The sequence below is a fragment of the Streptomyces sp. yr375 genome (assembly GCF_900110755.1).
Classification (GTDB): domain Bacteria; phylum Actinomycetota; class Actinomycetes; order Streptomycetales; family Streptomycetaceae; genus Streptomyces.
This window is the reverse complement of the sequence record NZ_FOFF01000077.1, coordinates 1-21,220: the sequence shown is the minus strand read 5'-3', so window position 1 is coordinate 21,220 and position 21,220 is coordinate 1. Positions and strand designations below refer to the sequence as shown.

Sequence of the window (21,220 nt, the reverse complement as noted above, 5' to 3'; positions counted from 1 at the left end):
CTTGCGCGGCTGCAGTGCCAGCGCCGGGCCGAGGTGATCGACGATCCGGTCGGCCGCGGACTTGGACACCCCGAACAGCGGCGCCAGTTGGCGCAGGGTCAGGTTGGTCCGCCAGTACGCGGCGACCAGCAGGACTCGGTCCTCCAGTGGCAGGCTCCACGGCCGGCCCTTGCGGACCGGGTCTGCACCCTCACGCCGCAACGCGGTGATCAGCTTGCCGAACTGACGCGGGCTCAGCCCGGTGAACGGGGCTATCCAGGACGGCTCCGACGCCGTGATCACACCAGACACGGCAAGATCATCTCATCCGTGACCAGCAGTTACGGGACAGCTCTTAGATGGATGAGTCCAAGGGATGGCCTGCGGACATGGGGCGAGGGCGTCCAATGTCGGTGTGTGAAGACAGACCTGGACACCCTCGCAACGGCACTCTATGCCCGGATCGACGACGAGTTGAAGGCTTCGCCGTGGTTGGCCCCGTACCGCCCAGCCGTCGGGATCGCACCCACGCTCAGTGACGCCGAACTGGTCACCCTCGCGGTCATGTCGGCGCTGCTCGGTTACACGTCCGAGCGGCGCTGGCTGCGCCGCGTCGGGCGGGACTTCGGCCGTCTCTTTCCCTACGTGCCCCAGCAGTCCGGCTACAGCAAGCGGCTGCGCGCCGCGTCCTCGCTGCTCACCAGCATGATCCGGATCCTGGCCCGGGACACCTCGCTGTGGAGCGACGACGTGTGGCTGGTCGACTCCACCCCGGTCGGCTGTGGATGCTCCCGGGAGACCGCCAAACGCTCAGACCTGGCGGGCTGGGCCCAGTACGGCTACTGCGCGTCGCACTCACGGTACTTCTGGGGGCTGCGGCTGCATCTGGTGTGCACGCTCGGCGGGCTGCCGGTCCTGTTCGCCCTCACCGGTGCGAAGGCCAACGAGCGCGAGACACTGCGCGACATGCTCGACACCGCGCCCGACGTCGAAGCCTCCCACCCCGGCCAGACGATCATCGGGGACAAGAACTACTACGGCCGCGAGTTCGAGTGCGACCTTGCCGAGCGTCACCTGGAGTTGCTGCGGCCGGCCCGCAAAGGAGAGGCCGAGCGGGCCGGAGCGCACCTGTTCAAGCCGCTGCGGCAGGTCATCGAGTCGATCAACCAGACCTTCAAGGGGCAGCTCGACCTGGAACGACACGGCGGCAAGAGCCCGGCAGGGGTGGCGGCCCGGGTCCTGTGCCGGATCCTCGCGCTCACAGCGGCGATCTGGCACAACGACAAGACCGGACAGCCGATCAAGCGATCACTGACCGCCTACGATCACTGACCGCAACGACACCCCTTGGACTCATCCATCTAGTGCCGCATCAAGGTCCGGGTGTCGGTCCGGACGGCGCGTCCACGCCATGCCGAGGTGTCGTTCACCAGCGACGACCGGGTCCGCGAGACGACCGGGTCCGCGATGTGATCCACAAACCCGACCCCGCCCCACGCCTCCTGGTCCAACCAACCCACTGGCCCGTCAACAGCCCCCGACTCCCCTCCACGAACTTCCGCGGAGCAGCACCTATTGGCGCCCCACTCCTGTTGTGCCTGACCGCGCCTCAGCTTCAGCTCCAACCACCGGGCTCATGCCGCCCGGTGGAAGAAGAAGGGGTCGATCGACGGCAGTACCCGCGTGACGTTGTCGAGGTCGAACAACTGGTGACTGACGAAGTCGGCACGGCGCTGATACGTCACTCCCTCCGGGAAGTTGGCGGGGTCGGGAGTGTTGTTGCCCGAGAACACCCCGTAGAAGTCCCGGTCGACCGTCAGCAGGCGGATGTAGTCGCCCAGGAACGGCAGGAAGCGCGCCGTGGGCACGCCGGCCGGCGCCTGATGCAGCACATGGCGTTCTGCCGGAGTGTCCCAGTCGTCGGCGGTCAGCTCCAGAGCCGTCACCCACTGTTCCTGCTTGAACTGCTGGTACGCCAGCCCCACCAGGGAGTCCGTGTTGACGGCCAACGCCGGGTTCTTGGCGTTGGTGACGGTGCGGACATCTGCCGACCAGGTCTGCCCGCGGTCGGTCGAGTGGCGCACGTGCAGGGTGCAGCCGACCCCAGCCGCCCCACCGACACGGTCGCACCAGGCCACCCACACGCCAGCGGCGTCCGTCGGGTCCACCGCGATCGCGAGATCGCCACCGAGGCGCTCCTGACCCATCGATGCGTTGAACTTCTCGGACCGCTGGGCCACCACCCGCTGGCCGATGGCCGAATCCTCGGCGTCCTTCAGATCCTGGAACGGGTCCGGTCCGACGCCTCCGTCGTCGTCGCGGGTGACCACGACATCGAACGTGACGTTCAGGACGTCGCCCCCCGCTTCGGTGACGTCCTGCCAGCTCTCGAAGACCGCGTACACCGTGCCGTCGGGATGCAACGCGATCCGTACCGGTGGCCCGTCCTGCCCGGACGGGGTGCGCCGCTCGATCACGGTGGGCTTGAACCCGGCGGGTGCCGGCGTCGTCCGGGCGCTGACGGAGACGTCCACGGAGGCGGACTGCGGTCGCCGCCCCAGATCGTTGTTGGCGACGTAGACCCGGTCGCGCGTGCTGTTGTGCAACCGGACGCTCCCGGCCACGACCCACGGCTGGTCGGGCCGGTCCCGGGTGACGAGGACCTCCATGGGCGCCGTCGAGGAGATGCCGGGCGAGCGCAGGATCTGCATGCGGGTGACGCCGGTCGGGTGTCTGCCGCTGAGGATGCCCGCGTAGAGGGTGCCTCCCTCGGGCGCGAAACTGACCGTGATGTCCCCGGTACCGGTCCCGGTGGATGCGCCGGGGACGATGCTCCTGAGGACCCAGGTCGCCCCGCCGTCAGTCGAGACGTAGATCGGAGCGAACGGACCTCCCATGGGGTCGGGGGTGAACGCGGTGGCGACCACCTCCTCGGGGCGTTCGGGGTTGACCGCGAGGTTGGGCTCAGCGTCCTGACTGCGGTTGCCGCTCAGGGCGGCAGGGGTGATGTTGACGACCTTGAGCGTGGGCATACCCGCTCACCTCCGTGCCGCCTGCAGCGCCTCGAGCTTCTGCACCGGCTGGTAGTCATCGGGGTGAAGGATCTGGAACGGGGCCCACTCAGCCAGAGTTCCCTCCGTGCTGTGCAGCAGCCACATCCCCTCCTGCGAGGCCTGCGGCTTGGGCACGTCGTGCCAGTGGAAGTCCCGGCTGTTGGGGTAGAGCACCGTGAGCGGCCCCGGGGCCAGCTCCCCCTGCTCCACATGAGCCACGTCGAGCCGTGCGCGCCACCAGTCGGGGGCGTGCTCCGAGAACCTGCGCTCGCGCGCGCGCCCGCCGCCCCCCGGCTCACCGCCCGCCTGCTCCAGACCCACGACCACCGCGACGACGACCGCGTCCGCCTCGTCGGCGTGCGCGACCATCCCTTCGTCCTCGATGTCGCGCTGGAGCGCCGAGAACGGCATCGAGTCGGCCGACCTGGCCACCCCGGAGACGTTCGGGGCCACGGCGTCGGCCGGCAGTCGTCCCACCTCCCTGACGGCGAGCCCTTCGCCGTAGGTCGTTCCCTCGGTGAAGAACGCGGCTGCGTCACCGACGGCCGGCGGGTCCAGTTCGTCCGACAGTTGTACGGTGACCTCGCTGCCGGCGAGCTTCTTGAAGGCGTCGGGTGCATGCAGCACCGTGCTCACCTGGACCACCGCCGTTCGTTCGTCTGCCAGCACCTCCGCGAGCCGCGTGTCACCGAGCCGGGTGACCGTACCGAGGAAGCTCAGTGGGGTTCGCCGGACCAGGTCCAGCACCCCCTCAGGACCTTCAGGCATGACGATGCTCCTCTCGCCTCAGTGCGGCCGCCCTACCGCGAGGCATGTGCTGTGGCCGGGTGGGTTCGGCGCCACTCCGCCCGGGCACCGAGCACGCACAGGACGGTGACCAGGGCCGCGACGGCCACGATGAGCCACTCGACGGCTCCACTTCCGGCGTCGGGCTCGACACCGAAGACGAGTTCGATCCAGTCGCGCCAGATGAGTGTGACGAGGAAGAGCAGCCCGGAAACGGCGCCCAGGGCGGTCTCCACCCAGAAACGTGAACGGACCGGCTTTGCTTCTTGGGAAGCGTGGAAGCCCATCTTGGAGCCTCCCTTCTCTCCCACCCGGCAGCCCCGTCGGACCACCTCCGGGCGGATGAACGGTCTCCCGTGAGTACCACCTGCCCGAAGGGTGTGTGGCAGGCACCGAGGAGTTCTGACGCCCGGGGCCGGCACACCGCTGCGCGGCCGCCGGGCTCGCGACAAGAACTTGGGTGTCGGATCCACTACCGGGCCAAAGACCTTCACAGGGCGGCTGACCGGGCGTGGGCTCGACGTACACCTACGCTGCACACGTACTGCGTATACCAGTGTCCGCGCCCTTCCGCCCCAGGTCAAGCGCGGACCGGCGGCTCGCGGCCCGTGCGCACGGGCCGCCGCTCAGCGCATCCGAAAGCCGAAGGAATGCCCCTGCTGCTTCAACCACAGAGAACCTCGCGCAGAGCGGTCACGGTCTGGGAGCGGTCCCCGCCGGCGTCGTGGAAGAGGATGGTCGGGCCGTTGGAGACCTCGTTCTTGACGGTGGCGACGATCGCGGCGGCGCCGGGGCGCTCGAAGTCCTTGGTGTCGACGTTCCAGCCCAGCGGCCGCATCTTGTGATATTCGGCGAGGGTGCGGTTGCGGGGGCGAAGGCACTGCAGGGGCCCGTAGTGCTGGGCCGCACTCCTCCTGAGGCCTCGGTGATCATGCGCTCGGAGTCCAGGATCTGGTGCCACTGGTAGGAGAACGGCTCCGTCTGGGAGGTGGGCGACGCGGCCAGTACTTGTGGCGGCAGACTCGGGCGGCCGTTGGACGAGGGATACGTGTCAGCGAACATCCCCGGCGTGAACAACACCTCGCGATGTTCGGCCAGGAACGCGAACACACTGCAGGCCGGGATCAACTCCCGGCAGGTCTCCCACACATCCGGCCCGGCCACCTCCCCGGCCCGTTCGCCCTGCACGCCCACAGGACTGGCCCCGGCCCTGCTGGGCCGGGGCCAGAACCCGCAACATTGTTGGTCCCGTCCGGTGCGCACCTTCGCTTTCGGCCTCGGCCGCGCCTAGCCTGGTGAGCACCCCTGCGCTGACCAGGCTTCACCCGGGCGACCGAGTGAAGCCTGCTGATCACCGACGCCCTCAGCGCCGACGCGGACGACCGCTTCCGCCTCTCCTCGTACGTCCTCCAAGTCCTCGCCTCGGCCGCCGCCGACGACGTGGTGAGCACGGGGACGGGCGTCCTCGCCCTTGCGGCGGAGGTCCGGATCCCGTTCCGGCTCACCGAGGTCGACATCGAGGCCACGGTGGTCCTGCTGAGGGACACGGCCCTGGTGCGCCTGACGCTGGAGACTCCGCCGGGGCAACTGCTGAAGGAGGCGGAACTCGCCGCGCTGGGCGCGTACGTCGGCACCTGGCACGTGCCCCTCACGGCCGACGGAGACGCGGTGCGCAACGAGACCGACCGGCTCAGGACCGAGGCGGCGGGAGACCTGGCGCGGCTGGTGGATCTCGACGGGCTGGAGGCACACAGCCCGAAGTGCGGCCTCCTCATCCACGCTTGGCGCCCGGCTCACCCAGCCGAGCCTGGAACCGGGTACGGCCTTGCGGATCGACGCCTCCCTCAGCGAGTTCGGCGAGCGCGTCGAAGGCCGGGCCGAGGTGGTGGCGGAGGTGACGTGTCCGGACGGCGTCCGTATGCCAATGCCCCTCGGCGAGGAACTGCCGGGCGCCTTCCGCGGCGGCTTCGAGGCGGGCAGGCGGGCGTCTGGCGGATCCGGGTCATGGCCACGGGCCATACGCACGGCCGCAGGCCCTTCACCAGGGAGCAGTGCTTCACGGCCGTCGCGCCGGCGGGCGGCGACGGGCCGCCTGTCCATGTCGTCGTCTCGGACGAGGACGGCGAGCCGGCGCAGTGCTGAGCAGTCGGATCCCGTCGATTCCGAACCGCGGCCGTCGGTGGCGGCCGCGGTTCGGGCTTCCGCGGAAAGCAGACGACGAGGGGAGCCGGGCGTGGGGCGGGCCGGGCCGGTCCGATGGGGGGGCACAGGCCGGACGGCGTCGGGGTGTTGGGTGGGGCGGGCCCCGGCCACCAGCCGCCGAGGAAGCGGCGACCGCCGTCCCGGGAGGCCGCCACGACAGGCGGAGAGCGGCGCGCACCTCACCGGCGGTGGTGCATCCCTCGCCGCCTGTGCGTCCCGTGCCGCTCGTGCTTCGGGAGGCACCGGTGCTCCCGTATGGCAGGTCCTGTGCCGACAGGAGTGAGCGCCGAGGCATCCACCGTGAGCCGTGCCGGGGAGTCGGCCGACCGGCGTCCCCGAGGTCCGGCACGGCCAGGGCGGCCAGCCGGACAGTGTCCGTACGCCAGCCCCTCAGAACGACCACACCGACTCAGACGGCCCCCCAACCGCCTGACGCGGCACGGGGCCGGGCAGGCGGCATGATGCGCCCGGCCTGTTGAGTCGTCAAATTATTCGATGTGCGGCAACGCCTCAACAGTGCTGTGCTGGTGGAGAGCCCACACCTCATCAACCCCTCCGTGGAGGTGACTCACCATGGCATCGTTCAAGCTCGGAGACCCCGTGGCCGAGGACGTGCAGGCCCGGTCCAAAATCTCGACCGAACTGGCTCCTCCCGTCATCCTCAGGGCGCAGCCCGACTCGTTCGTACGCCTGAACACGCCGGAAGAGCTCCGGGACTGGGAAGAGGCCGTCCGCGCCACCACCGGGATGCGCATCGACGCCGCCCGCATGGGAGGCTCGGCGTCGGAGTCGTGCTCGTGCGGCTGCTCCGACGACTGCTGCGTGGACTGCCCCATCCAATGATCCTCACGGTGTCCGTCGAGGACGACTTCCACACCCACGCCATCTGGGACGCCGCCGTCCGCCGCGGCTTCCGCGACTTCCACGTCCTGGAGTGCGACCGCATCAGCGGACGCCCCGGCCTGACGTGGAGTTCGCACGGGGACGCACCCAGCACCGTCCTGACCTCGGAGGGGCGCACCATCCCCCTCGACGCGGTGTCGGTGCTGTGGTGGCGGCGGATGCGGGCGAATCAGCAGGCATCCGCCCGCGCGTCGACCGACCACCAGCAGCGCCTGGTCGACAACGACAGCCGCGGCGCCCTCGGCGGCATCCTCGCGGCGTCCTTCCGTGGCCAGTGGATCTCCAGCCCCGAAGCGACCGACCGTGCCGCGGACAAGCTGTATCAGCTCTCCGTGGCGCGGGAGGCGGGCTTCCGGGTGCCGCGCACCCTCGTCTCCCAATCCCGCGACGAGGTGGCGGAGTTCGCCCGCACCGTGGACCGCATGATCGTCAAACCCGTGGTGGGCGCGACTGGCCCGCTCATGTTCACCCAGTACATCGACGATCCGCAGGCCATCCCCGAGGAGTCCTTCAGCGTCTGCCCGGCCGTCTACCAGGAGTACATTCCCGGCCGCAGGCACGTCCGACTCAACTGCTTCGGCGAGCGCATGTACGCGGCCCTCATCGAGACCGACCGGCTCGACTGGCGCCCCGACCTCAACGTGCCCATCTCCAGGTGGGAGGTACCGTCCGACGTGGGCCGCAGGGTGGCGGAGGTGCTGCGGCGCCTCGGGCTGCGCATGGGCGCCATCGACATCAAGCTGACCCCGGACGGCGAGCCCGTCTGGCTGGAGGTCAACCCGCAGGGGCAGTTCCTCTTCCTGCAGCCGCTGCTGGGGGAACCGCTCGACGACCACTTCCTCGACTTCCTGCTCTCCTGCGCGAAGGTCGGCGGACACGACCGGTGATCCGTCCGCCGCTCGGGTTGGTGCCCGGTGTGGCTGGCCTCGGCACCTCGTACTGGGCCGCCACGCAGGCGGCGGAGCACGGAGCGCTGGCGACCGTACCGCTGCAGGCCCGCAAGGGCAGGGCCAGGGAGGGGAGTCCGTCCGGCGTGCGGCCGCGCCGCCCGCGCACTGATGCCACTGGCGTTCGTGCACACATCTGCCGGGGAGCCGCTGAAGACGGCTGTAGTCCCAGGTCCTGCCCGCCTGCGTCGAGGCCATGCAGAACGCGTTGCGGATCGGACCTGCGGCCTCGACCAGACAGGGCATCACGGAGGTTTCCGCGGTGGCGCTTCTGGACTACCACGCCGAATCATCCCCTTACGGGCGGTTCCAAGGCGACGTCGTGCTGTTGCTGGGCAAGTGGGCGACAGGCGAGGAGACCAACCAACTCGGCACGTTCGCCCGTGAACTGGACTCCCGATCCGGGGGCGCACTGGGTCTGGAAGAGTTCATCGGCACCCCCTGCACGGGTCCCGCATCCGGCGGCCAGCACGGCGGCCGGTGGTGGCGGGGCTAGAAGGCTCATGAAGATCTTGGGTTCTGGCCCTGCCGCGTCAGCGGCAGGGCCAGACTCGTCTTGTGGCGATGGGTGAATGGGTCGGCGAGATGGTCGGGCCGGACGTGTGGGAGACGTGCCGGGATCTGATCCCGGCCGGGAGTGTGTTCGCGTTTCTGGCCGAGCATCGTGGCGAGCTGTTCCCGGCTGAGATGTTCGCGGACATGTATCCGTCGGCGAACGGACGGCCGAGCATGCCGCCGCAGATCCTGGCCGCCGCGATCACCTTGCAGGCCCTGCACGGGCTGTCGGACTTCGAGACGGTCCAGGAACTGCGGTGCGACCTGCGGTGGAAGGCCGCATGCGGACTGGGCCTTCACGACATGGCGTTCGATCCGTCACTGCTGGCCTACTTCCGCCGCCGTCTGGCCCGTTCCGCCCGCCCGAACCGCATCTTCGAGGCCGTGCGCGAGGTCGTGAAGACCACCGGCGTACTGAAAGGCAAGCACCGCCGGGCGCTGGACTCCACCGTGCTGGACGACGTGGTCGCCACCCAGGACACCGTCACCCGGATCATCGCCGCCGTCCGCGCGGTGATCCGCGAAGTTCCCGCTGCCGCGGAGGTCGCAGCGGTGCAGTGCTCCGCGCACGACTACACCGACCCGGGCAAGCCCCGCATCGCCTGGAACGACGAGCAGGCCCGCGCCGAGCTGGTCGATGCACTGGTCACGGATGCCCTGCGACTGCTGGGCCACCTGCCCGACCGGCAACTCGGCGACAAAGCCGCGAACGCGGTGGGCATCCTGGCCCTGGTCGCCGGCCAGGACGTCGAGCCCGCCGAGGACTCCGACGGCCGCGACGGACGCTGGCGCATCACCCAAGGCACCGCCCATGAGCGGATCGTGTCCACCGTCGACCCCGAAGCCCGCCACATCCACAAAACCCGCTCCCACCGGCAGAACGGATACAAGGCCCACCTGTCCGTCGAGCCCGAGACCGGCTTATACACCGCCGTCGCCCTGCGGCCCGGAGCCGGGCCCGAACACCACGAGGCCGCCGTCGGCCTGGACCTGCTCGCCGAGGAGGACACGCCGGTGGACGCCTTCGGCGACACCGCCTACTCCACCGGCAACGCCCGCCAGGCCCTGCACCGGGCAGGGCACCGGCTGTTCCTCAAGCCCGCACCGCTGCGGCCTGCCGTCCCCGGCGGCTTCACCCTCGACGACTTCGCCATCGACACCACCACCGCCATCGTGACCTGCCCGGCCGGACACACCGTGCCCCTGTCCGACCCCGGCGGGCAGCACCACCAACGCAAAGCCTTCTTCAGGGACTTATGCACCGGATGCCACCTGCGCGAGCAGTGCACCAAAGCCAAGGCCGGACGCATCCTGACCATCCGACCCCACCACAACCTTCAGACAGCCGCCCGCCACCAGGCCGCCACCGACCCCGGCTGGCAGGCCGACTACCGCCGCTGGAGACCACCGGTCGAACGCGCCGTCGCCTGGCTCGTCCACCACGGCAACCGGCGCCTGCGCTACCGCGGCACCATCAAGAACGACACCTGGCTCCACACCCGGGCCGCCGCCCTCAACCTCCGCCGACTGATCAACCTCGGACTCACCCACACCAGTGGCACCTGGCACATCGCACCGGCCGGTACATGACTGGAGGGGCTGTCCGGCCTCACGGCCGGACAGCCCCTCACCAAGATCTTCATCGACCTTCTAGGGCCTGTCGCGAGAGCGGATCGTCTGTCAGACCTGCCTGGGATGCTCCGAGCATGGAGATGACAGTGCAGCTGACGGTCGACTGCTCCGATCCGCGCAGAATGGTGACTTTCTGGGCCGAGGCCCTGGGCTACGCGCCTGAGCCTCCGCCGGGCGGGCACGCCACGTGGCGTGCTTACTGGGCGGCGGTGGGGGTGCCCGAGGAAGAGTTGCCGGCCGGTGCCGGAGATATTCCGGAGTCGATCATCGATCCCGCGGGACGTGGACCGAGGGTGTGGTTCCAGCAGGTTCCGGAGCCGAAGGTCGCCAAGAACCGGTGGCACTTCGACCTGAAGGTCGGTGGGGGCCGTGACGTCCCACTGGACGTCCGCACACAGCGGGTCACGGCTACGGTGGAACGGCTGGTCAAAGCTGGTGCCACCGTGCTGCGGATCAAGGATGAGCCGGACATGGGGGTCTACGCCGCCGCCATGCAGGACCCCGAGGGCAACGAATTCGACGTCGTCTGAGGGCCGTTGCGACGGTGCTGGTCACAGCCACTCGTTCACGGCTGCGGCCAGCACCGTCGCCTCGAAGCGGACGGAGAGCTTGTCGTACCTCGTGGCCACTGCTCTGTGCCAACAACGGCTCCAACACCGCCCACTGTGCATCCGTGAGATTTTCCCGCGCCATGAACCACGATCATTCATCACTCAAGATCCGCTTTCGATACATGCCCTGGTAACTCCAGTTGCACTTTTCCGCTTGTCCTGGTCAGCGTGTCTGCTTTGAGTCCAGTGGGATGACGCTGCGTCAGGGCGGTGGTGGTTCGTGACCCGTTCCGATCGGGGTGCGCGCGGTGGTAGTGGTAGTGGCGGGAGACGGCTTGATGGCGTCGGCGCCAGTGTGACCAGTGGAGCCGGTGTCGGGGTCTCGGTACCGGGCTGCTGGGGGATGGGCAAGATCCGGGAACTGTCGCACTTCTGCGACGGTGAGGGGAACCAGACTGGTCGGACCGTTTCTTCGGCCCCCCTTTCGAGGGCGTGGGCGGTCGGTGCGGCTAGGAAGGTGTGGGCCGGCATGGCCAGTGTGATGTGGCGGCACCAGCCCACGTAGCGGCGGCCTCGTACTGTCCCAGGCCGCGCTCGTTCTTCGCGGCCTGGAAACACTCCTCGATCGCCCATCTGGAACCGGCCACGCGAACCAGTTCGGAGACGTTGGCCTCCGCGGGTGCGAAGGCGAGGTGGTAGGCGATCTCCTCGGGGCGGGGCGGGGCCGGGCTATGGCGGGCCAGCACCCAGCGGTGACGCGTAAGCGCCCCGCCGTTCGAGCCGGCGGTGGCAGGAACCTGGCTGCGGCCCGGTCGTAGACCGAGGCTCCTTGGCGCCGTCTCCGCACGAGATCCGCCCCCAGGTGTCGTCCGGGGCACCGGTCAGAACATGGCCGATGCGCCAACTCCCCACACGGACTTGACCTGCTGCGACGTGGAAACCGCCAGGACATGGCCCACACCTGCCTCCTCCAGTATCCGCCGCAGGCCCCGTTCCTGGCCGTAGGCCGCATCAGGGGTCACCCAGGCGATCGGCAGCGCGGAGCCGAGCGCTCTCAGCACCATCGCACGCGCCAGCTCAGGCTTCGTCGCGAAGGACCTGGCGTCATGAATTCTCGCCGTGCGGCACCGATCCGGGTCACGGGTCCAGGGCTTGGGCAGATACCACTCCCGGTCCACCAGGGCCCGCCCCTTCACAGAGGCAATGGGCGGCGAACACGCCGATCCGGCAGTTCTCGGTGCGGCCGACCGTCCCCGAGTATCGGGGCTGCACCCCGGCCGAGACGGTGCCCTTCTTCGGGAAGCCGGTGTCGTCCACGATCAGCACACCGTCAGGCCGGCCGAGCCGCTCGGCGACGTATTCCTGCAGGTCGTCACGGATCTCGTCCGGCTCCCACCGGCATCACGACAGCAGCCTCTGCAGGCCGTACGGGGTGGCATGGCCGGCGTGCTCGGCAAGCTGCCGGCTGTTCTTCCGGCCGACCGGACCGAGCCCCGTGCACGTAGTCCTACCATCCCGCAGTAGCGACGACTCCAACTCGGTGGCACACAGCCCCGCCAGACTCAGATCAGCCATGCTGACCAGGGAAAATGGAGAAGTGCAACTGGAGTACTGACGCTCCCACTCCTCGCGTTACCTGTCCGCCGCTCCCATGTCAGTCCACCGTTCTTCCGGCCGTGTGCCACGGTGCGAAGGCGTTCGTCAGCCCCGCGAGAGCCGTGCGCAGCTCCGGGTGGTGGCGCAGCAGCACCGTGATCATGCTGTTGTCGTCGATCCAGGCCATCCCGGCCTTGGAGTACACCTCGGGGGTGTAGTGCTCGGTGAAGAAGCGATCGCTGTTCAGCCGGCGCGAGGCCATCAGGATGAAGATGCGGAACGCCGTGTCGCTGAAGGCGAATCCGGCCGGCAGCTTCTCCGCGTACAGCCCGACCATGAGGTCGACCTTCTCGATGTCGCCGTCGTAGAGCCACTGGATCTGCTCGGCCCACGCCCGGTTCTCCGTCAGCTCAAGGAAGTTCGCCGCGGGCTTCAGCCGCAGCAGTCGCCGGAACTCGTTGTAGCGGGGGACGCCCAGCTCCCGGGAGCGCAGGATGTCGGTGGCGGCGAGATCCTGCAGTTGCCCGTCGGGGCGCTCGAACTCCTGCAGGAACCTGGGGAAGTTGTGCAGGGTGACCAGTCCGGGGTGGAGCGTGCCGAAGCTGTAGAGCAGATCGGCCATCTCGGTGGTCTCCAGGACCTTCAGTGTCCCGGGGCCCGAGATGTCGCGGAGGGTGCAGTGGCGCAGGCTCGTGTCGTCGGCGGCGGAGCGCAGATGCCACTCGTCGCGGATGAGCGGGTGCATGCGGTAGACGGCCACGAATTCCTCGGTAAGGGAGTACGGGACGCCGTAGTGGTCCGTTTCGCCGCCGGGGATGCCGCTGACGACCTCGCTGTCGCTGATCCGGCCGAAGAGGTTGTGGACGCGCTCGCCCGCGATGCCCCACCAGTTGGCGCGCAGTGCCTTGACGGTGGTGGGGTGGCTGATCACCGCCGGTGTCCACTCCACGGTGTGGATCTTGGCGAGGAGCGCGGCGTTGACGAGCCGGGCGCGCTGGAACAGTTCCTCGTCGTTCCAGGACGGGTACGCGGTGTGCAGGTGGTCGCAGATCGCGTTGTGCTCACGGGCGAACAGGTCGTGCATCATCGCCAGGCCCAGCCAGAAGCCGGGAACACGCGAGGGGTCCCGGGAGGGGGCCGAGGGGAACGGGGACTGCTCGTCGTCCCACAGATGCAGCTTGCCCAGCTCACCGGCGCGCACCAGGCGTTGCTCGGTCTCGCTCGTCCCGTAGATCTGCGACGCGTCCCACCAATGGGAGGACACGTTGATGTGGGTGTCGGGCGTCCCGGCGGGTGCCTGCGGGTCGCGGGTCGGGTCGTCCGGCGTCCGCATGATCCGCATGGGGTGTTCCGGCCACGGGTCGTCGTCCATGAGCGGTACTTCCCAGGGCCGTTCCGTGGGGCCGGTTCCGTGGCTGAACCAGTCGCGGATCATGAACTGAAGCCAGGCGGCGACCAGGGAGTTGACCGATTCGGCGGGGGTGAGCTCGTCGCGGGTGAGCAGGGCGCGGCTGACCTCGCGCGGGTTCGGCGTGGACAGTACGTCCTCGGGTGCGGCCGGGGCGATTCGCTCGAGCGGGATGTTCCGGCCGAAGCGGGTTCCCGCCATGCCCATCCGGGGCTCGTCGAGGTCGTTGTGGCTGCCGTCGGCGGTCCGGTTGACCTTGTGGGTCTCGGAGGGGGGTGCGGGATCGGGCAGATTGACGGAGGGCAGCCGACCGGTGTCGTGGAGGTTCTTCTGCCGAAGCTTGACGCGCAGTCCGAGGAGCGTCAGCAGGCCCGGGAGGACGGGCAGTCTGTCCCAGCCGACGCGCCGGTCCACCGCTTCGGCGCCGGCGGTGACGATCCGCCAGAACAGCGACGAACGGTATCCGGCCACGGAACGTCGCGCTTCGCGTCGTTGCTTCCTCATAGCGGTACTCCTTGGGCGGTTGCGAGGATCACGTCGCTCGCCTTCTCTCTGATTCATGTAGATGGGGGGGCGGCGACGAAGAATCCGGGAATGCGGGTGCAGACCGAGGCACCGGCCATGGCTTCGAGATCCACGGCGTCCTTGTCCGTGCCCCCGCCGAAGTAGGGATCGACGAAGGAGCCGAACCCCTCCAGCGTGGACAGCGGCCGGTCGAGGAGGTCGGCCACCGCGCCCTCCGCGGCCGAGGGGGATGACCTTCAGCAGCTGCTTGTCCTGGAGGGCCAGTTCGCGGTCGGCGGCGGCTGAGACGAGCGTGATCGGCACCGCGGTACGCGGTGGAAGTCGGCCGCTGAGGCCCAGCGTGGCCGCGTCGCGGTGTCACTGTCGTGGATCGGGACGCCATCGCGAAGGTCCTTCCGCAACCGCTCGTCGCGGTTGGTCAGCGGATCGAGGCCGAGCAGGATCGTACGGATCCCGAAGAGCCGGAAGGCGTACACGGCCGCCGGACCGGACGGCTCACGATCGGGGTCGAGGAGCCGGATTCCGGCGAGTGCGTAGACCGAGACAGCGCGAGGAGCGGTTCTCCGGGTGGCCATCATGTCTCCTGACGGTGCGGTGACGGCAACTACCGCCGAACCCCGACGACGGAGAAGAACTCCCTGGAAACACTCCAATCAGCACATCATGGGGACCACTGCTCCCTTGCGCCTTGAGCCCGGGGGCCTCACCGGTGTCTCCGGCGCGCATGCGTGCCCTGACGGCTCCGGAGGCGGGGCTTCGGCTGGTGGCGCCTGCGCCGTTTGGCCGACCGGTTCCCCGCGGCATCCGCACGAGGCTGGACGGGCGGGCCGGTTTGTTTGAGGCCCTCGATCGTGCTCTCGATCTTCCGTACTTCGTCCTCGGCGGCCCGCCCCGGCTCCTCGGCGTCGAGCCGGGCGAACGCGTGCTTGGCCTGCTCGTGCGCGCGCAGGACCTTGCCCCGGGGGCGGCCCCGGCCCCCATACGACGTGGCCAGCACCGCTTGTGCTTGTGCTCTGTCGAACCTGAGCTTCCAGGGACGTACGTCCATCTCGTCGTACAGGGACAGCGCCTTCCGGGCCGCCGCCTCGGCCCGACGGTCCGTGGCGCCGAGCGCCACCAGTACCTCCGCTTCCAAGCGGCTCGTCCATGCCTCATGGACGCGGTTGGCCCATCTGTCCTCTTTGCGCATCCTGTCGTACTGCTTCAACGCCTGCTCGACGTGGTCCAGCGCCTTCTGCAGGTCTTCGTGTTGGCTCCCGGCCGGCCGGGAACTCGCTCTGCCCAGGTACGCGTCCGCCAACCGGACCAGCGCGAGGGCGTGTTGAGGACGTACGGCCTCGCGGTACTCACGCTCCAGGGCGTTGTAGTGACCGTCCACGGCTTCGCTGTGTCGGGCGACGCAGGCGTCCCACTCCCTCCTGGCCCCGTGCTGGACGCCGAGGACGGACAGAGCTTCGGCGATGTCCCGCTTCCAGAGGCCGGGACACCTCTCGCGCAGAGCTTCGTACGTCTCGACGCTCTCGGTGGCCTTCGCCACCGCCTGGTCGGCACGTCCGCTCGCGCCGAGCTGCCAGGCGAGGCCGCGCAACGCGAACGCCTTCATGCCCTGGATCTCGTCCGGCTCGTGCTCGGCGTCGCCTTCGCGTGCCTGCGGCAACTGCTCGATCAGGTCACATGCCTCGGTCGCCGCCTGCAGCGCCTCGCGCTGGCGCCCGATGCCGTGGGCTGCCGTGGCCAGGGTGCACAAGGCCTTCACCAGACCGAAGGCGTGCCTGTGGGTGGGGTTGCGCTGGAACAGCGGCTCCAGGCGCCGTATGGCGTCACGGGCGCAGTTGTCGGCGTCCTCGAACCGTCCGACGTCGACCAGCCGATCCGCCAGATCCTTGAGAGCCTCGGCCAGGCAGAACTCGTGGTCCTCGGACGGGCTGAGCTGTTGCAGCGCGTGGTAGGTGTCGACGGCTTGCCCGGCGACACTGTGCGCCCGGATGCGCAGGCCCGAACTGGCCAGGTACAGCGACCACTGTTGCAGGGCCTGAGCCAGCCCTCTGCGGCTCTCTGGAGTGGGCGGTCCGGCGACGCTCCGGTGGTACTGCACCGCGTGTTCCGCGACGGCCGTGGCCAGCTCCAACAGGGCATCGGGGCAGGACACGTCGAACTCCCGCAGTACCTGGGCGGCGACCTGCTGCGCCGATTCCTGGGGGAGCGTGGAGTGCAGTGCGGTGGCCAGCGATGTGCCGATGGCGTGCGCGGAGTCGTCCTGATCTCTGACCGCGACGCGTTTGGCCAGCCGTACCAGGGCGGCTGCATGCTGATGGAGAGCCTCTGTCAAAGCCTCGCGCGCTTTGTGCTGCTCCGCGTCAGGCTGCGGTGCCGGATGCGTCTCGTCCTTCTCTGCGCCGGGCCGGTCTGCGGCCCGGCCCTCGTCGGCCATGGTGAACTGCAGCAGTTGAAGCACGTTGAGCACCTGGCGTGACTGTGCGGCAGGATTCCGAGGCGTGCCGTCGCCGGTTCCCTCGACATCGAGCAGTTGCATGGCCAGGTCCGGGAACGCCGCGACCACCTTGCTTCCCAGGCGGTGGGCAAGTCGCAGCGGTTGGAGGGTACGCAGGTAGCCCTCCCCGCTGAGCTCTGTGCACTGCCAGCGGGCGAACGCGCGCCTGCACCACTCCGGTTCGTCGGCAAGATCAGGCACCAGCCGCAGCCGGCGCGCGGCTTCGGTCTCACCGGCACCGCCTTCGGAGCCGTCAGCTGCTGCCAGGCTGGAGATGGCAACGACCCGTTCGAGAAGCACCGGATCGTCATAGAGCCCTGCTTGGCCGGCGGTCTTTCGCCATGCTTCTCGCTCCACGTCAATGGCAAAATCCAGCAGTGCCGCCCGCAGGGAGATCGGTCGGGGACCACCCGTGACCGCAGTGCTCTCCTCAATGCCGAAGTGTGCGCGTGCGTCCACCAGAGCCTGTATGAGGACGAGCAGGTAGCTGGCGAAGTCTGGCTCCTCGAGATCCGGTCCGTCCTCGTTTTGGTCCAACTGCTCCTGCGGCGGTGGGGAATTGTCGTTCTTCTGGTCGGCGTCCGTCTTCCTTTCTGTTTCCTTCTGTTGGTACCAAGCGGTGAAGGATTCCAGAGCGGCGTCGTAGACAACCCTGCGTTCTTCGGGCTCCGGAGCGGGAAGGGGCGGGGGGTCGTGTTCGTCCAGGAGCGCCTCGTATCGTCGCCTGAGCGCTTGCCACCATGGGCCGTCACTGTGGGCGATAGCCAGTATCCGCAGGGGAAAACCACTCCGGTCCTTCATAGCTTCGTCGAGGAGAGCATTCAGCTGGCCGGCGTACACATCGGCGTCGTCGACGACCACCAGCCGACTTTCCGCGAGGTCGAGGAGCTGAGGGAAGCCAACGCGCAGAAGATCGACGGGATCGATGATTCCCGCAACCCAGCCCCTGTCGCCCATCCGGCGGCACAACTCCCGGGCGAGACGGGTCTTTCCCACGGCACCGTCCCCGGACAACAGCCGCACGTGCACGCGCCGCCCGGTGTTTCCCGCGCACCAGTCGGTCAGTTCCCCGAGTTGCTTCTTCCGGCCTCGGAAAGGTACGACGTCGTGGCGGGCTCGCAGGAGGTCCGCCTCCGACCACTGGTACCGGATCGGCATGGGCTCGTAAGCCGGTCGCAGAACGTCACCGCCTGCCCAGACCGGGTCCAGCTTCACCCGTGTCGCCGGTTCGAGCCCGAGTGCCCGGTCGAGACACTGGTTCGCGTCCGGCCGTCCCTGCTCGCCGAACATTCGACTGGCAGGGACGGCATGCAGCCGACCGTTGATGGATGCGCGATCTTCCACTATGACGCCCACGAGGTGGTCGCCGCTGAACAAGGCTGAGCCAGACATGCCACTCCACAGAGACGCTCCCGGACGGCTTGTCGGCACCCCGGTCTCGACCTGAAAGTTCAACCGCTCTATTAAGACGCTGGCATCCTTCGCCGAGCGGGAGCCAGTCAGCGGACGTACTGTGCCACGGGCGTCCTCGACATTCATGCGGTTCGAGCCGATCTGAGCCCGGGGAAAGCCGAGGGCCTGTGCCGGAACGGCGTCCGTGCCGACGACACGGCCCAGCCGTACTTCATCGGGCGAAGTGCTCTCATGTACCGTGAACGGATCCTCGTCGGTGCTGGACAGCAGCGCAAAATCGATTTCCTGTTCGCCTGTGGCGCCGTTCTCACCGTTCACCTTGACCTGGAAAGTGTGCGGGTCTGTGAGGTCGTAGCGACCGTCTGGGTGCCGCTTGAACCTCTTCACCTTGGCCAGGGTGCCCTCCGACCCAACGCAATGCCCTGCCGTCAGGACCAGGTTGGGTGCCAGCAAGTAACCAGAGCCGCGTTGCTCGGTCGTCTCGACGCAAACCAGATACTCGGCGTTCAAGCGCGTCATTGCACGTTCCCCTTGGGATCGGCAATGCGCGTATCTTTGGGTACGGTCAGATCCAGTTTGATCCGCTGGCTGGTGGAATTACCTTGCGTTCGGCTGCCACCCGCCTCGATGACCCAAAACTTCACGCCACCCCTGCCTTCCCACTCCTTGGAAACCTGTACGGTGGCTTCGAGTTCGACGCCAGAAATGCCGAATCGCAGATCTGCTTCCTCTGAATTCAGCTGGGCCTGTTCGAGTTCGTCGCGGAGTGCCGAGATCATCTGGGAAAGCTGCAGACCGCCCTCTTGCGCTTCTGTCATCACCGTCGCCCCTTGAGAGAAGCTGCACACTGTGGTAGTGGCGCAGGGCCGCTCTAACTTTGGCCGGAAACCCTGTTGGCGCATTCTGCGGGATATTCTTCGGAATTGGCAGCCCTTATAATCCATTTTCCCCTTCGTGTGGCGAACAGCAACTTGGGCACCCCTCTCTGTCAGAACGTGTTTGAGATCTGCCGTGTCCGGTTGCTGAGGCGTTCGTTGAACTCACTGTGAGCGGTGGTGGGGGTGGGTATCCGTCTGACCTGACGGATGAGCAGTGGGCGCTGGTGGAGCCCTTGCTCCCGCCGGCACGGGTGGGCCCGAAGGGCGGACGTCGGGAAAAGCATCCGCGGCGGCGGATCGTGGACGCGATCTTCTACGTGGTGCGGACCGGCTGTGCCTGGCGGCAACTGCCGAAGGACTTCGCCCCCTGGCCGACGGTGTACTGGTACTTCACCTGGTGGCACGACGATGGCACCGTCGAGCGCATCCACGACGCTCTGCGTGGCAAGGTCTGTGAAGCTGACGATCGCGACGTGGAGCCGAGCGCGGGCCTGATCGACTCGCAGTCCGTCCGCACTGCCGACACGGTCCCCGCGGCCACCAGAGGCTTCGACGCGGGCAGAAGGTGAAGGGCCGCAAGAGGTTCATCGTCACCGACACCCTGGGCCTGCTCCTGGCCGTTCACGTCGTCGCGGCGAGCATCCAGGACCGCGACGGCGGGAAACGGCCCTTGCTGTGGACCAGGCTCGGCCACCCCGGCGTCAAGAAGGTCTGGGCCGACCAGGGCTTCGCCGACCGCCGGGTCGAGTGGCCACAGAGATCCTCGGCCGCGACCTGGAGATCTTCCGCAAGGATCCTGACCAGCGTGGTTTCCGGGTCCAGCCCAAGCGGTGGGCGGTAGAGCGTACGTTCTCGTGGCTCACCGCCCACCGGCGCCTGGCCCGGGACTACGAGACCAGTCCGGCCCACTCCGAGACGATGATTCGATGGGCCATGATCGGCGTCATGGTCCGCCGGCTCACCCGGGGCCGTGCTGCGATGCGTCCAGGCCCACGGCTGCTCGTGCGAAACTCCTCGTAGACAGCCTGCCGGTCCCTTGACGCGGTAGCTGCCCGTTCTGTCCGCAGGAGGCGCCTTCGCTGGGCGGGACCGAGAGGGCTCGGCCTTCGGGAGTCAGTTGCCGGCCAGGCCCCATGCATCGAGCCCGCCGTAGATATGGGCCCTTAGACAGTGGGGGCGCTGAAGCCTGAGGCTTCGCCGCGGTAGATGGCGATGAGCGAGTCCTTGCCCCTCCACCAGGTGTCAGCGAGTCCCTGGACTTCGGGTACCGGCTCGAATCCGTCGAGGTTCAGGTCCTCGACGGCGCTGCCTTTGATCTTCGTGATGGTCTCGGCCCAGTAGCCCGCATGGCTGGCCAGCGCCAGGGCTTCCACCCATCCCTCTGTGCTGGCGTGCAGCGGCGTCCAGTGGTCAGCGTCGATCCCGAACTCACCTCCTGGCCCGATCATGAACCCGTGGGCCATGGAGACGCGACAGCCCCCGGCCGGGAACCGCCATCCGTTCGCGGCCGAGCCCTCGGGGGCATCGGCTTCCAGAACGCGCGGGCCGCCCTCGTATTCGGGGGCCGGGGGCAGGGCGAGACCGCCCCAGAGCTCTTGAAAGGCGACAGCCCGGTCGATCTCGGCATCCGGAATCCCTTGCTTGAGCCATGCCTCCCGAAAGAGCTTGAGGTCGCGATGTGGAACACGCAGCCCGTGTCCCTCGACGAAGCACCGAGCTCGCCGGCTCAAGCCTTCAGGTGCCTGAGGAATCAGCGGCACTCGGGGGTCTGCCGTCACGGTTGCTGCCTCTCGTATGGAGAGGTTGGTACGGCCGGGTGCGGCAGTGCCGACGGCTGCGGAGCGCTGGACCAACGGACGGGGGCACCGCCGGGGCCGACGGTGAGCCAGGAACCGTCGCCCAGGGGCACCAGCTCGTACGGGTTGCTCGCCTCGACGGTGAACTCGCCGCTGAAGTTCCCCCCGCGAACTGGACAGCGGGTGTTTACGCTGCCGGGGCGAGGTTCTGCCTGAGCAGGGATCTCGTTTCGAGCGGGGTGACGTACCCGTAGTCGGGGTGCCGACGGAGCCGGCTGCGGTTGTACTCGACCTCGATGTAGCGGAAAACGTCGGCCCGGGCCGCCTCGCGGGTCTCCCACACGGTCGTCCCGATCTCCGCTTTCAGAATGGCGAACCAGCTTTCCGCGGCGGCGTTATCGTAACAAGAGCCGACGCGTCCCATCGACTGCCTCATGCGCAACTTGCCTATTTCGGTGCGGAATTCGTCACTCGTGTATTCACTGCCGCGATCCGTGTGCATGAT

The 21,220-nt window shown here is 68.4% G+C and carries 18 protein-coding genes and 3 pseudogenes; 8 read left to right on the top strand and 13 right to left on the bottom strand.

The window, feature by feature from the left end; genetic code table 11:
* A partial coding sequence (locus BMZ82_RS37860) for a helix-turn-helix domain-containing protein (RefSeq protein WP_143098995.1) occupies nucleotides 1-291 on the bottom strand: 291 nt, incomplete at its 3' end.
* Between the two features lie 105 nt (nucleotides 292-396).
* Between BMZ82_RS37860 and BMZ82_RS37855 the strand changes: the two genes are divergently transcribed.
* Nucleotides 397-1,311, top strand: a complete 915-nt coding sequence (locus BMZ82_RS37855; RefSeq protein WP_093781941.1) for an IS982 family transposase — start codon at nucleotides 397-399, stop codon at nucleotides 1,309-1,311.
* A 302-nt stretch (nucleotides 1,312-1,613) separates the two neighbouring features.
* Here the strand turns inward: BMZ82_RS37855 and BMZ82_RS37850 are convergent, their stop codons facing one another.
* The 4 genes and pseudogenes from BMZ82_RS37850 to BMZ82_RS40100 form a co-directional block, all read right to left on the bottom strand.
* A complete protein-coding gene (locus BMZ82_RS37850) occupies nucleotides 1,614-3,011 on the bottom strand; it encodes a sialidase family protein (protein ID WP_093781940.1) in 1,398 nt (465 codons plus the stop codon).
* 6 nt (nucleotides 3,012-3,017) lie between these two features.
* Entirely contained in the window at nucleotides 3,018-3,800 is a 783-nt protein-coding gene (locus BMZ82_RS37845; RefSeq protein ID WP_143098994.1) for a hypothetical protein, read from the bottom strand.
* A 32-nt stretch (nucleotides 3,801-3,832) separates the two neighbouring features.
* Nucleotides 3,833-4,054, bottom strand: a complete 222-nt coding sequence (locus BMZ82_RS37840; RefSeq protein WP_256252326.1) for an ABC transporter permease — start codon at nucleotides 4,052-4,054, stop codon at nucleotides 3,833-3,835.
* A gap of 390 nt (nucleotides 4,055-4,444) precedes the next feature.
* Nucleotides 4,445-4,787 (bottom strand): annotated as a pseudogene (locus BMZ82_RS40100) (polysaccharide deacetylase family protein); the annotation flags it as partial.
* Between the two features lie 474 nt (nucleotides 4,788-5,261).
* Between BMZ82_RS40100 and BMZ82_RS37830 the strand changes: the two are divergent.
* From BMZ82_RS37830 to BMZ82_RS37805, 6 genes are all read left to right on the top strand, one after another.
* Complete coding sequence (locus BMZ82_RS37830) at nucleotides 5,262-5,960, top strand: hypothetical protein (protein WP_093781937.1); 699 nt, start codon at nucleotides 5,262-5,264, stop codon at nucleotides 5,958-5,960.
* Nucleotides 5,961-6,593: 633 nt separating this feature from the next.
* On the top strand, nucleotides 6,594-6,863 hold the full coding sequence (locus BMZ82_RS40475; protein WP_143098993.1) for a hypothetical protein: 270 nt from the start codon (nucleotides 6,594-6,596) through the stop codon (nucleotides 6,861-6,863).
* 8 nt (nucleotides 6,864-6,871) lie between these two features.
* On the top strand, nucleotides 6,872-7,810 hold the full coding sequence (locus BMZ82_RS37820) for an ATP-grasp domain-containing protein (RefSeq protein WP_256252325.1): 939 nt from the start codon (nucleotides 6,872-6,874) through the stop codon (nucleotides 7,808-7,810).
* Nucleotides 7,811-8,132: 322 nt separating this feature from the next.
* The gene (locus BMZ82_RS40090; RefSeq protein WP_143098992.1) at nucleotides 8,133-8,366 is read left to right on the top strand and encodes a hypothetical protein; all 234 of its coding nucleotides are present in this window, start codon (nucleotides 8,133-8,135) and stop codon (nucleotides 8,364-8,366) included.
* Nucleotides 8,367-8,434: 68 nt separating this feature from the next.
* Complete coding sequence (locus tag BMZ82_RS37810; protein ID WP_093781942.1) at nucleotides 8,435-10,015, top strand: IS1182 family transposase; 1,581 nt, start codon at nucleotides 8,435-8,437, stop codon at nucleotides 10,013-10,015.
* Nucleotides 10,016-10,131: 116 nt separating this feature from the next.
* The gene (locus BMZ82_RS37805) at nucleotides 10,132-10,587 is read left to right on the top strand and encodes a VOC family protein (protein ID WP_093781934.1); all 456 of its coding nucleotides are present in this window, start codon (nucleotides 10,132-10,134) and stop codon (nucleotides 10,585-10,587) included.
* 902 nt (nucleotides 10,588-11,489) lie between these two features.
* On the opposite strand, the gene BMZ82_RS42425 is transcribed toward BMZ82_RS37805, so the two are convergent.
* The 6 genes and pseudogenes from BMZ82_RS42425 to BMZ82_RS37785 form a co-directional block, all read right to left on the bottom strand.
* Nucleotides 11,490-11,804 (bottom strand): transposase, encoded by a 315-nt coding sequence (locus BMZ82_RS42425; protein ID WP_371271362.1) that lies wholly within the window; start codon nucleotides 11,802-11,804, stop codon nucleotides 11,490-11,492.
* Nucleotides 11,746-11,994 (bottom strand): annotated as a pseudogene (locus tag BMZ82_RS42420) (transposase); the annotation flags it as partial. The pseudogene BMZ82_RS42420 and the gene BMZ82_RS42425, both read right to left, overlap by 59 nt.
* 268 nt (nucleotides 11,995-12,262) lie before the next feature.
* A complete protein-coding gene (locus tag BMZ82_RS37795; protein ID WP_093781933.1) occupies nucleotides 12,263-14,116 on the bottom strand; it encodes a peroxidase family protein in 1,854 nt (617 codons plus the stop codon).
* A 53-nt stretch (nucleotides 14,117-14,169) separates the two neighbouring features.
* The gene (locus BMZ82_RS41120) at nucleotides 14,170-14,343 is read right to left on the bottom strand and encodes a hypothetical protein (protein WP_177244867.1); all 174 of its coding nucleotides are present in this window, start codon (nucleotides 14,341-14,343) and stop codon (nucleotides 14,170-14,172) included.
* A 497-nt stretch (nucleotides 14,344-14,840) separates the two neighbouring features.
* A complete protein-coding gene (locus BMZ82_RS37790; protein WP_093781932.1) occupies nucleotides 14,841-18,560 on the bottom strand; it encodes a serine protease in 3,720 nt (1,239 codons plus the stop codon).
* The gene (locus BMZ82_RS37785; RefSeq protein ID WP_093781931.1) at nucleotides 18,557-18,859 is read right to left on the bottom strand and encodes a trypco2 family protein; all 303 of its coding nucleotides are present in this window, start codon (nucleotides 18,857-18,859) and stop codon (nucleotides 18,557-18,559) included. Before BMZ82_RS37785 ends, BMZ82_RS37790 begins: the two co-directional genes overlap by 4 nt.
* Before the next feature lie 188 nt (nucleotides 18,860-19,047).
* Here BMZ82_RS37785 and BMZ82_RS37780 point away from each other — a divergent pair.
* Nucleotides 19,048-19,939, top strand: a pseudogene (locus BMZ82_RS37780) (IS5 family transposase).
* A gap of 143 nt (nucleotides 19,940-20,082) precedes the next feature.
* Here BMZ82_RS37780 and BMZ82_RS37775 read toward each other — a convergent pair.
* Together BMZ82_RS37775 and BMZ82_RS37770 are read right to left on the bottom strand one after the other, a co-directional pair.
* Entirely contained in the window at nucleotides 20,083-20,697 is a 615-nt protein-coding gene (locus BMZ82_RS37775; protein ID WP_371271361.1) for a hypothetical protein, read from the bottom strand.
* A gap of 205 nt (nucleotides 20,698-20,902) precedes the next feature.
* The coding region (locus BMZ82_RS37770) for an integrase core domain-containing protein (RefSeq protein ID WP_218159042.1) at nucleotides 20,903-21,220 on the bottom strand (318 nt) is incomplete at its 5' end.

What these genes read in the sequence shown, in the direction of transcription:
- BMZ82_RS37805 (WP_093781934.1), top strand. Translation starts at nt 10,132, where the DNA reads ATGGAGATGACAGTGCAGCTGACGGTCGACTGCTCCGATCCGCGCAGA.
- BMZ82_RS37850 (WP_093781940.1), bottom strand. Translation starts at nt 3,011, where the DNA reads ATGCCCACGCTCAAGGTCGTCAACATCACCCCTGCCGCCCTGAGCGGC.
- BMZ82_RS37810 (WP_093781942.1), top strand. Translation starts at nt 8,435, where the DNA reads ATGGGTGAATGGGTCGGCGAGATGGTCGGGCCGGACGTGTGGGAGACG.
- BMZ82_RS37795 (WP_093781933.1), bottom strand. Translation starts at nt 14,116, where the DNA reads ATGAGGAAGCAACGACGCGAAGCGCGACGTTCCGTGGCCGGATACCGT.
- BMZ82_RS37790 (WP_093781932.1), bottom strand. Translation starts at nt 18,560, where the DNA reads ATGACGCGCTTGAACGCCGAGTATCTGGTTTGCGTCGAGACGACCGAG.
- BMZ82_RS40475 (WP_143098993.1), top strand. Translation starts at nt 6,594, where the DNA reads ATGGCATCGTTCAAGCTCGGAGACCCCGTGGCCGAGGACGTGCAGGCC.
- BMZ82_RS37845 (WP_143098994.1), bottom strand. Translation starts at nt 3,800, where the DNA reads ATGCCTGAAGGTCCTGAGGGGGTGCTGGACCTGGTCCGGCGAACCCCA.
- BMZ82_RS37785 (WP_093781931.1), bottom strand. Translation starts at nt 18,859, where the DNA reads ATGACAGAAGCGCAAGAGGGCGGTCTGCAGCTTTCCCAGATGATCTCG.